Annotated in this window: 9 protein-coding genes and 1 pseudogene; 7 read left to right on the plus strand and 3 right to left on the minus strand. The window is 52.3% G+C overall.

From position 1 onward, the window contains the following. Window positions 1-211 (minus strand): annotated as a pseudogene (locus LQZ19_RS16595) (Rpn family recombination-promoting nuclease/putative transposase); the annotation flags it as partial. Between the two features lie 245 nt (window positions 212-456). Here LQZ19_RS16595 and LQZ19_RS16600 point away from each other — a divergent pair. From LQZ19_RS16600 to LQZ19_RS16610, 3 genes are all read left to right on the plus strand, one after another. Then, entirely contained in the window at window positions 457-1332 is an 876-nt protein-coding gene (locus tag LQZ19_RS16600; RefSeq protein ID WP_411048806.1) for a hypothetical protein, read from the plus strand. 14 nt (window positions 1333-1346) lie between these two features. Continuing rightward, window positions 1347-2918 carry a tetratricopeptide repeat protein gene (locus LQZ19_RS16605; RefSeq protein ID WP_411048807.1) on the plus strand — a complete coding sequence of 524 codons (1572 nt, stop codon included), beginning with the start codon at window positions 1347-1349 and terminating at the stop codon, window positions 2916-2918. Between the two features lie 138 nt (window positions 2919-3056). Then, on the plus strand, window positions 3057-4085 hold the full coding sequence (locus LQZ19_RS16610; protein ID WP_411048808.1) for a Fic family protein: 1029 nt from the start codon (window positions 3057-3059) through the stop codon (window positions 4083-4085). A gap of 3 nt (window positions 4086-4088) precedes the next feature. On the opposite strand, the gene pcnB is transcribed toward LQZ19_RS16610, so the two are convergent. Together pcnB and LQZ19_RS16620 are read right to left on the minus strand one after the other, a co-directional pair. Continuing rightward, complete coding sequence (pcnB, locus tag LQZ19_RS16615) at window positions 4089-5315, minus strand: polynucleotide adenylyltransferase PcnB (RefSeq protein ID WP_411048809.1); 1227 nt, start codon at window positions 5313-5315, stop codon at window positions 4089-4091. 162 nt (window positions 5316-5477) lie between these two features. Next, window positions 5478-6419: an alpha/beta hydrolase gene (locus LQZ19_RS16620; RefSeq protein WP_411048810.1), complete on the minus strand. Its 942-nt coding sequence runs from the start codon at window positions 6417-6419 to the stop codon at window positions 5478-5480. 1002 nt (window positions 6420-7421) lie between these two features. Between LQZ19_RS16620 and LQZ19_RS16625 the strand changes: the two genes are divergently transcribed. The 4 genes from LQZ19_RS16625 to LQZ19_RS16640 form a co-directional block, all read left to right on the plus strand. After that, on the plus strand, window positions 7422-7643 hold the full coding sequence (locus LQZ19_RS16625) for a hypothetical protein (RefSeq protein ID WP_411048811.1): 222 nt from the start codon (window positions 7422-7424) through the stop codon (window positions 7641-7643). 64 nt (window positions 7644-7707) lie between these two features. Further along, a complete protein-coding gene (locus LQZ19_RS16630; protein WP_411048812.1) occupies window positions 7708-9300 on the plus strand; it encodes an ATP-binding protein in 1593 nt (530 codons plus the stop codon). 112 nt (window positions 9301-9412) lie between these two features. Next, window positions 9413-10207: a CPBP family intramembrane glutamic endopeptidase gene (locus LQZ19_RS16635; RefSeq protein ID WP_411048813.1), complete on the plus strand. Its 795-nt coding sequence runs from the start codon at window positions 9413-9415 to the stop codon at window positions 10205-10207. A gap of 195 nt (window positions 10208-10402) precedes the next feature. Beyond that, the coding region (locus tag LQZ19_RS16640; RefSeq protein WP_411048814.1) for an Rpn family recombination-promoting nuclease/putative transposase at window positions 10403-10841 on the plus strand (439 nt) is incomplete at its 3' end.

The following is a 10841-nucleotide window of genomic DNA, read 5'->3' on the forward strand; positions in this document are numbered from 1 at the left end:
TGTTCTGAATGTCCAGAGCGGCGACGGGCCGGCCGATACAGGCGGAGAGGAGATGGCGCAGGGCATCACGGGAGTCCTCGTTGTCGTCGGTAAAGAGGCTTTTAAAGACAAAATCCGAGAGTATGTCCAGGGGAACGCCTTTTTTTGCGTTTTCCCTGGCCTTCCGGCGCAGTTCGCCCCAGAAAAAGGGGACCAGGAAAGATAGTTTCATAACAGCTCCTTAATGGGCCTAAGCCCAGGTTTTAAGCGCGGCTCTTCGGCCCGCTGCGTATATAAGGGAGTTATGATGAAAAACGCTTTACCCTGAGGATCGATTTTTTAAAAATTCGTATTTTCTCTTTTCTCTTTCCTTTTTCGCCTTCTGCGCCTTCGCGGTTTTATCCTTCTAAAAATCTTCAAACCCCGGTAGTTTTCTCAGTGCTTGTAAGGTACAATCTCTCCTTCTATAATAGAATAATGTTTTGGGATTTCCTCTCCCCCCTGCGGAGGATAAAAACCTTTGCCCTCGTCGGAGAAAGCGGTACCGGCAAAAGTTTCCGGGCCAAACTTGTAGCCCAGAAATACGGAATCGACTTTATCATCGACGATGGGCTCCTGATCCGGGATAACCGAATCCTGGCGGGCCACTCCGCTAAGCGGGAAAAAACCTTCATGGCTGCGGTGAAGGTGGCCCTCTTTGACAATAAGGGGCAGCGGGATGAAGTGGCCAGGAAGCTTCAGACCGAAAAAACAAAGAAAATCCTCATCCTGGGGACCTCGGAGAAGATGGTGAACAAGATTGCCGCCCGGCTGCAGCTTCCGCCCATCAGCAAGATCATCAAAATTCAGGATATCGCCTCCCAGGAAGAGATTGAACGGGCTATCCGGACCAGGAAGATCGAGGGGAAACACGTCATCCCCGTCCCGAGTATCGAGATAAAGCGGAACTATCCCAATATTTTTTACGATGCCATCAAGATTTTTAAGCGAAAAAAGGGACCCGGCGCCTTGGGCGGAGGGCCATCGGTACATGAAAAGTCGGTGGTACGGCCGGAATATTCAAAACGGGGTAAGGTTATCATTTCCCAGGCTGCCCTGAGCCAGATGGTTATCCACTGCGTGGATGAGTATAATCAGAATATCCGGATCAAGAAAATGGTGGTCAAGGATGACTCCGAAGGATATAGGCTGGTGATTACCATTGACGTACCCTACGGAACCCAGTTGGGGGGGAATATCCACGAATTACAGCGTTATATAATAGATAATATTGAACGGTACACGGGAATTCTGATAGAAGAAGTAAATATCATCATTGATAAATTCATTCAAAACGGTTTAACCGAAGAATGAGATCCGGAGGAACGGTGAAAAAGTATATTGTGGTTCTATTAATAATACTGGTTGGGACATTTTCTCTGCCGGCCCAGAATTACGGCGAAGACGAATTTAACTACGACTGGGACTCCGTCATCGAAGAGCCCCCGGATTTCGTCGACCCCTATGCGCCTGTAACGCCCGCCACCAAACAAGCGGCGCCCGCAACGCCGACCCCGGTAACGCCGGCCGCCAAACAAGCGGCGCCCACTCCGGCCCCGGTAACGCCGGTCCCAACGGCTGCCCCGGCCCAGGATTACGGCGAGGATGAATTGAACTACGACTGGGACTCCGTCATCGAAGAGCCGCCGGATTTCGTCGACCCCTATGCGCGGGAAACTCCGTTGCAAAATGCGCGGGAAACTCCGTTGCAAAATGCGCCCGCAACGCCGGTCTTGGCTGAACCGCTGGGCCCGCCGGAGCCGCAGACCCTGGAACCGGTCCTGGTCCAGGGGAAAAACTACCGTGTTTTTTCCGACGGAGATAAGGCGGACGCGGAATTACTGTTAAAGGAAATGGAACTGCGGATGGATCTCTATAACCGGCTCTTCCGTTTTGACCTCAGCGCTGTCAACGGGCCCCTGCAGGTCCGGTCCATCAGCGATGGCGAGGCGTACAAAAACTATGTTCAGCCGCGGCTTGACGAAACGACGGGCTTCCCCTCCGGAGCGGTGTATTTCCACTACATCCGGGAGGATATGCGGGAACTGGTAATACACCGGGGAAGCGCCGAGGAAGCGGCCATGGTTTCCCATCAGGCTTTTATCCAGTACCTCCGGGCTTTTATCGCCAATCCCCCCTCCTGGATGCGGGACGGGTTCGCCATTGTTTTCAGCACCCTGCATTTTGATGTTTCCTCCCAGGAATTGGTGTATGACGAAAATCTTAGCTGGTTGAACACGGTAAAAGGCCTGGGGAGCAATGCGGCGGAACCTGAGGCCATACTCCTTGCGGATACGGAAGAATATTCCGGGGAGCCCATAGAAAATTTTAAGCCCCTGGCCTGGTCTTTGGCTTCCTTCTTCTTAAATTACAATAACGAAGATTATTTCAGAACCCTTACGGAGATGTTCCTGTTCCTTTCCCCAAACGTCTCGGCGGAGAGAAATGCCCAGGCCGCCGTAAAACGGCTGACCCTCCGGACCGATTTTGAAACACTCACCGCAGATTACCATACCTATCTGGCTTCCCGCAGGACCTTTGCGGAACTTATTGACGCCGGACAAAGGGCCTACACCGCCGGAGACCGTGCAAGCGCCGGGGAATCCTTCACCCAAGCCCTTTCAGTGCGGCCCGACCACACCGCCCCTTACTACTACCTGGGTCTCCTGGCCTATAATGAAAAAAACTTCGCCAAGGCGGAGGAGCTTTACAACACCGCCCTGAAACACAGCGCCGCCAACAACGCAGATTCGGCGCTGATCCAATACGCCCTGGGACTCAATGCGGTTTCCGCCGGGCGTAACGCCGAAGGAAGACGCTGGCTGGAACAGGCAGCCGCCGCCGCGCCGGACCGGTATGGGGAGAAAACGGCAAAAGTGCTGGAACGGCTAAAGCCCTAAGGGGGCGGAATCATTTTTATGCGTGTATAATTTAAAATTACGGATTGATTTATTATGGAATATCCGGTATTATTAGGTAATATAGGGTATTAACAGGTAACAACGATGATTATCCGCGATATTAAAATTACTCCGCAAATGCTCAGTCAAATTGCCGAACTTGATGAATTTAAGGGCGCCTGGATTCGCCTATCCCAACTGCGGCCGGAACAACTGAGTACTTTGAGAAAAATCTCAACGGTTGAATCCGTTGGTTCTTCCAACCGGATTGAAGGCAACAAGCTCTCCGACGCCGATGTTGAAAAACTGTTGTCCCGCATAAGGAAAACATCCTTTGGATCACGGGACGAGGAAGAGGTAGCCGGCTATGCGGAACTCATGGATACTGTTTTTGAAAATTATGAACTAATACCGCTTTCTGAAAACTATATCAAACAATTGCACAAAATCATGCTTAAACATGTCGGTAAGGATATAAATCACCGGGGAGAATACAAAAAACTCCCCAATTCCGTTGCGGCCTTCGATTCAAAGGGTAATGAAATCGGTATCGTTTTTGAAACTGCTTCTCTTTTCGATACGCCGCGCCTTATGGAAGCGCTGGTAGACTGGACAAGAAAAAACCTTGAAGATACCTACCTGCATCCTTTGCTTGTCATAGGGGTTTTTATTGTACATTTTCTCGCCATTCACCCGTTCCAGGACGGAAACGGCCGCCTTTCCCGAGCCCTAACAGTTTTGCTGTTATTGAAAAAAGGCTATGGATATATACCCTATAGTTCCATGGAATCCATAATAGAATTAAATAAAGAAGGCTATTACCGCTCGCTTCGTCTAACCCAAAAAAACATCTGGTCCGGTAAAACCAATTATGAACCCTGGTTATCGTTTTTTCTTTCTACCCTGCAAAAGCAGAAAAGGCATCTGGAAGAAAAAATTCGGTTGATGAAACCGGATACCGCCGTTCCAATTGACCTACGGCTTTCACGAACAGCGGTATCTATCCTGGATCTTTTTAAGAAACGGCCGCAATGGACTTCCGCAGAAATTGCCGAAGCGCTTAACCTGAATATTGAGACCTCGAAAAAAACGGTAAAATCGCTGGTTAATGCCGGGTATCTGGTCAAACATGGCATAACAAGAGGGGCCTGGTATGAGGGAAACTAATACCTATTCCGTTTTTGGCGCAGCAGGATTACTGTGCGGCTTGTGTCTGCGGCGGCGGCGTTTTTTAGCGCCCCCCTCTCCGGCAGGTAAAACGGCGGAAGGATGCGGGGGGAGTATGCCGCTGCCCGGGAAATCGGGGGCGGCCAGGGGTTCACGATCCTGAGCTTGGGGTTTGCCCCGGTCAAAGAAGCGGACCTTCTTTACATTCTGGCCATGCTCGGCAAAAATAAGCCGTACCGCATGGTCCAGTTCCATCCGGGGCGGATTCATGGGAAGGACGAACTGCCGGGCGGCCATGAAGGCGATCTTGTAGTTTTCCGTCAGCCCCTCGGCGTCCCAGTCAATAAAATCAACCAGATAATCCCGAATCAGGGCCGCCAGGGTTTCTCCGGGTTTCGTGTTTCCGTTCCGGTTCAATTCACCCAGGCCCTTCAGATACCGGGCCCGGAATTTTTCACTTTCCTTCATCTGCCGTGAGGCATTGGGCTGGAGGTATTCGTAAAGGCCGAAGTATTCCAGGCTTTCGGTTATCGCTGCGGCGCAGGGGGAATGGATGATCTTGAAGATCTCCTCCGTAAGCCGTGAGGGGGATATCGGAGCGAGCAGGGGGGCCTGTTTTTTTATTTTCCATCTCAGGGTCAGGGGGATTCTAAATCCCGTGGTGGCGGCGTACTTGACCGCCCGGATCATCCGCACCGGATCATCCTTGAAGATAAAGGACAGGGGGATGATGGGACGTATCAGCTTATTCCGAATATCCTTCATACCCCCCACATAGTCCACCACCACCTGCGTGCCGGGGTCATAAAAAAGGGCGTTCACGGAAAAGTCCCGGCGAAGGACATCCTCCTCTATGGTCCCGAAGGTATTGCTGGTGGGACCGTCCTTGAGGGAACGGAAGGTGGAAACTTCAAAAATTTTCGTGCCAAAGTACACATGGACCAGCCTGAAGCGGCGGCCTATAACCCGGGCGTTCCGGAATATCTTCTTGATCCTGGTGGGGCTGGCTTCGCTTACAATGTCAAAGTCCTTAGGCTTTTTCCTCAGCATTAAGTCCCGGACCGCGCCGCCGACTATGTAAGTTTCAAAGCCATTGGCCCGCAGCCGCTCGGTGATATACACCGCATCACTATCCACATCAGAAAAGCTGATGCCGTGTTCGTTTTGTGTATAGACAATCGCTTTTTTAACGGGTTTGCCGTTCTTTTCCGCCCCATATCGGATGCGCAAAGGAGCCTCGCTTAGTTAACAGAATAAAGAAGGATAAACTAAAGATGCAAACACAATATGATGATCATAGGTATACAAAAAAACCACGCCTTTGTCTATGGGCTCAATCGCTGAGAAACTACCACAATTTAAAAAGTTTTAACCGCAAGAAAATTACCTGGTTTACGGTAGACGACGGGTAAGCCAGCGGAGGATATTGCCCATCACTTCTTCCCGGTTCGTTTCGTTCAAGAGTTCATGCCGGGCATCGGGGTAGAGGACAAATTCCAAGTCCCGGATACCCATGGACCGGTAGGCGCTGATCAGGGCGGAGGGGCTTTTCCCCATATCCCCCACGGGATCGGCGCTGCCGCAAAAAATGTATATAGGCAGGGTTCGGGGGATACGATCCATGGCTTGGGGCCGGTGTATCTCCCCAAGCGCCCGGAGCAGGTCCCGGTAGAACCCCGAAGAACAGATGTTTCCGCAAAGGGGATCAGCTGCAAAGGCATCGGTCTGTTTGTCATCCCGGGAAAGCCAGTCAAAGGGAGTCCGGTTGGGGCGAAAGGGCTTATTGTAGGCGCCGTCCGCCAGGGCCACGGACAGGCGGGAATGCCGGCGGCTCCCCCGGAGCATGGCGATAAGGCCCATCAGGGGCGCCCCAAGGGTGATTTTCAGCCCATCGGGCCCACGGGTTCCCGAAAGCAGACACCCGGACAGGCGATCGCCGTGGGCTTCGATATAAGCCTGGGTCAAAAAGGAACCCCAGGAATGACCCAGGATGTACAGGGGCAGCTCTGGGTGGGCCGCTTTAACGGCATCCACCAGAATATTGATATCCGCAACTACCCGGAAAAAACCGTTCCTGTCCGCACAATGCCCCAGGAGGCCTCCCTTACCGGGATCATTCACCGTCCTATCGGCGGTCATGCCGTGTCCCCGGGCATCCGCCGCCCATACCTCAAAACCCTCTTTGGCTAAACGTAAAGCCAGGGGCTCATACCGGAGGGAATGTTCCGCCATTCCGTGAACGATAAGCAATACCGCCCGGGCCGGTCCCTGGGGCATCCAGCGCCTCAGAAAAAGGCGGGCGCCGTCATCGCTTGTTATCCATTCTTCAACCATAGGTCTATTATAGTCCCTATGTTATAATCCTGACAATAGCGGTATAATATTCCTTCAATGGCAGTTGGTGAAATCTTTACCGCCCCGGTGGAACACATTGCCGCCGGCGGCGCGGGTATCCTGAGTTTTCAGGGCAAACGAATTTTTATGGATCTCAGCGCGCCGGGGGATACCGTGACCGGCCGGATTACCCTGGAAAACCGCCACTGGGCCCGGGCTGAACTGGTAGAACTGTCCGCAGCCTCCCCCCTCAGGGTAGAACCGGCCTGCCCCTTCTATGGGATATGCGGCGGCTGTTCCCTCCAGCACCTGAACTACGAAACCCAGCTTGCGGAAAAAACGCTCATACTCCGGGACGCCTTTACCCGGCTGGGGGGTATCCCCCTGCCCGGCAAGATACCCCTTATCCCCTCCCCTCCCTGGGAATACCGGAACCGGATACAACTGCATCGTATCCCCAATCGTAAAGAGAAAAACGCGGTGGGCTTCAAGGCCCGTAAAAGCGATGAGATCATCCCGATTACGGACTGCCCCGTCTCCGATCCGGGACTCCGGGCGGTTCTCCGGGAAGCCTCCGCCCAGCCTCCCTCCGGCCAAGACCGGTTTACCCTCTACTCTCGGGACAATACCCTGGTAAGCGAAGGGAATATCCGGGGTAAAACCCAGCGCCGCGGCACAGTAATACTGCGCGGCAAGGAGATCCGCATGGACGCGGGGGTATTTTTCCAGAGCAACGCCGCCATGCTGGAACTCCTCATCGACGATCTGCGCAGTATTGCTGCGGAAGCGGATACGGGGCTCCCCATGGCGGATCTGTACTGCGGGGTGGGAACCTTCGCGGCCTTCCTGGGGGAACAATTTCCCCGCGCGGATCTGGTAGAGGAGAACCCGGAAGCCATAGTCCTGGCCCGGGAAAACACCCGGGATATGGAAACCCGGCTCTTCGCCCAAACCGGAGATCTCTGGGTACAGGGCTGCAGTATGGACAGCGGCTACGGCTTTATGGCAGCCGACCCGCCCCGGCAGGGTCTCTCCCCTGCCCTGCGCCGGACCCTGGCTCAAAAGGGCCCCCCGGTTCTGGCCTATGTGTCCTGCGATCCCGCCACCCTGGCCCGGGACAGCGGGGAGTTATTGGCCGGAGGCTACCGGCTGGCTAGTCTCACGGGCTACGATTTTTATCCCCAGACCGCGCATATCGAAAGTTTAGCGGTGTTTAAACGGTAAAGACATTAAATCGTCTCACGATAATACCTTCCTTTTTTCTCAATTCCGGGTATAGTATAGACAAATGAGCAAACGAAAAATCCGATTTTTTAACACCACCGGTCCCTGTAATCCGGACGATCACTATATGCTGCCACCGGCGGAACGGCTTGTAGGAGCTCAATTAGACCGGTATATCGCCGACAAGCTCTATTGGGTACTCCACGCCCCCCGGCAGACGGGAAAAACCACCTTTTTACAGAGCTGGATGCGGGAAATAAACGCAGGCAATAGTGACTCCGAGCCTATCGCCTGTTATGTGAGTGTGGAAAGCTGTCAGGGCATCGCCGACCCGGAAAGGGCAATGCGAAACATTTACCATTCTATTCTCAATTTTGCTCAGCTGTTCGATGTACCTATCCCTCATGCTGAAGAAAAAGATGTTGAAAGCCTGGTTCAAACCACCTTGATAAACTGGTGTGAATTGGTCGCGCCTAAACCGTTGATTGTCCTGTTTGACGAAGTTGATGTATTGCAGGGGGAGCCCCTAATTAGCTTCCTGCGGCAGCTTCGTGGCGGCTTTGCCGGCCGGGGGGCGGGAAAATTCCCTATCTCCATTGCCCTGGTGGGGATGCGGGACCTCAAGGACTATATTACCGCCTCTAAAGGCGGCATCCCGCCTAACCCCGGTTCTCCCTTCAATATCAAATCAGATTCCGCTTCCTTATCCAATTTTCAAAAGGACGATATAGGCCGGCTCTTTGCCCAACGAACCGCAGAAACCGGCCAGCAGATAAGCGCAGAAGCCCTGGATTATGTTTATGACCAGTCCATGGGCCAACCTTGGATTGTCAATTCCCTGTTTATGCGGGCTACTATGCGGGTTTTAGAGCGGGACAGTACCGAAACGGTAACCATCGATCACATCCAGGAAGCCCGCAAACAGATGATCGAAGCCCGGGAAACCCACCTTGATGCCTTGGGCGAACGGCTGCGGGACCAGCGTATCCGGCGGGTAATACAGACCATCATCACCGGTGAAACAAACCTCGCCATGTCCCGGACCAGCCCCGATATAGAATTGGCCATGGATTTAGGACTGGTACGCTGGGATACGCAAACCGGGTTTACCATTTCCAACCCCATTTATGAAGAAATCATGACCCGGTACCTGGACGCCCCATACCATGATAATTTACCGCCCCCTTCAACCTGGCAATGGGCGAAGCCTGATGGCACCCTGGATATGGACGCCCTGTTAAAAGCCTTCCAGGACTTCTGGCAGAACAATTCCGAAGTATGGGAACAGGCAGCGGATTACCCCGAAGCATTCCCCCATTTACTGCTTATGGCCTTTCTCCAGCGGATAACCAACGGTTCAGGCCGTATCGAACGGGAATACGCCGCAGGCCGGGGCAGGATGGATCTGGCGGTAGAATACCATGGGGCCTGGAATATCCTTGAGATCAAACTGCTCAGGCAGGGGAAGTCCTTTGAGACGCTTATGGCCGAAGGTATCAAACAAACCCTGGGATACCGGGATAGTTTTGCCGGCGCAAACGGCGGTACACCGGTAAAGTGTTATCTGATTATTTTTGATCGCCGCCCCGATAAACCAGCATGGGGCGATCGGATTAAGTGGCTCAATAACGGAGATGTAACGGTGGTAGGGTGTTAATGTTCCTCGCAAAAAGGCGCCTGGCATAACATCATAAACTTATTATTCGCCTTTTGTGCCTTGGCGGTTATTATTTTTTGCGGGAGGAAAAAACAGAAAGTGAGTAAGCCCCATGGCGGAGTATAAACTGAGCAGCAAAATCATCGCAGCCGGAGAAGCCCTGGATAAAGGGGCTTTTACGTTCAAAAAAGCCCTGCTGCTTTGTTTTTTCGCCGACGGTCTCTGGTTTGCGGCAAACATGGTTTTGGGGATTGTTCATCTGGATTCCGGTTTTTTCAGTTCCTGCGCTTATCTGGGGGTGGTGCTTTTTACTGCCGCCAGAACCAGCAAGGACGAGTTACGGCGCATTTTTGTCTGGCGCACAATGCCGGTACATATATGGGCGGCCCTGTTAATTATGTTCTTTGGCTTTGTAATCCTCAGTTCGGAATTCTTCAATCTTTTTTTAACGGTGTTTCCCATCCCGGAAGGGCTTTTTGGCGGGAAGAGGGAATCTTTATTGGCGGCTATTGTGCTGGGCGCATTTTTTCCGGGTTTTACCGAGGAGACCTTTTTCCGTGGAATACTCCTGCGGCGTTTTTGCCGGGTATATTCCCGGCGAAAGGCCCTGCTCTTCAGTGCCGCGCTTTTCGGTATCATGCACCTTAACCCCTGGCAGGCCGTAAACACGTTTATAGTCGGTCTTTTTCTCGGCTGGGTCTACTGCCGGTACAAGTCCATCTGGCCCTGCATATTCCTTCACGCCTATCACAATGTGCTTGCAAATTTTATGCTCTACACCGAAAAACCCTATGGAGCCATCTTCATGCATCCCCTCTGGGTAAACATAAGCGGTATAACCCTCTTTGGCCTGGGCCTACTGATGCTTATTGTGTTATATAACCATACAGAGACGAAGCAAGAATGAAGGGGAACGCAGCATGTTGGATAACTATTGATTGATGGTAAGACCGCCCGGAATATTGCAGAATAAAAACCGCTAAGGCGACGAAGGTGAAAAAAGCGCCCGGCGCCATGGGCATTTTCCTAAAAAACAAAAATATTTTTCCGCAGACTAAAGCAAAACCGAGGTCTAACTCCCTATTTAGGGCAGGAGGTTTTTATGAAAAAACCAGTGCTCAAAATTATGGTGGACTATGTTTTTAAGCTCATCTTCGGCGACCAGCGGAATATCGATATTCTTGCCGGGTTTTTAAAGGCTGCCCTGAATCTGCCCGAGGCGGAATACGACAGTCTAACCATCGTGGATCCTAATCTTAAACGGGAGTTTGAGGATGACAAAGCAGGGGTTTTGGACGTAAAAGTCCATACCAAATCGGGTATCGTAATCGATGTGGAAATCCAGGTCTCCGCCTATGGCGGCCTGCGCAAACGGCTTACCGAGTATGCCGTCAAAATGGTCACCGAACAGATTAAACGGGGGGAAAACTGGAAACAAGCTAACCGGGTTGTCTGTATAATCATCGTCAATGATATTCTCATTCCGGAGGAAAAGCATTATTATAATAGATATGCCCTGCTGAACCGGGAAACGGGGACCG

It is taken from the genome of Treponema primitia, assembly GCF_046533075.1.
GTDB classification, from domain to species: domain Bacteria; phylum Spirochaetota; class Spirochaetia; order Treponematales; family Breznakiellaceae; genus Termitinema; species Termitinema primitia_B.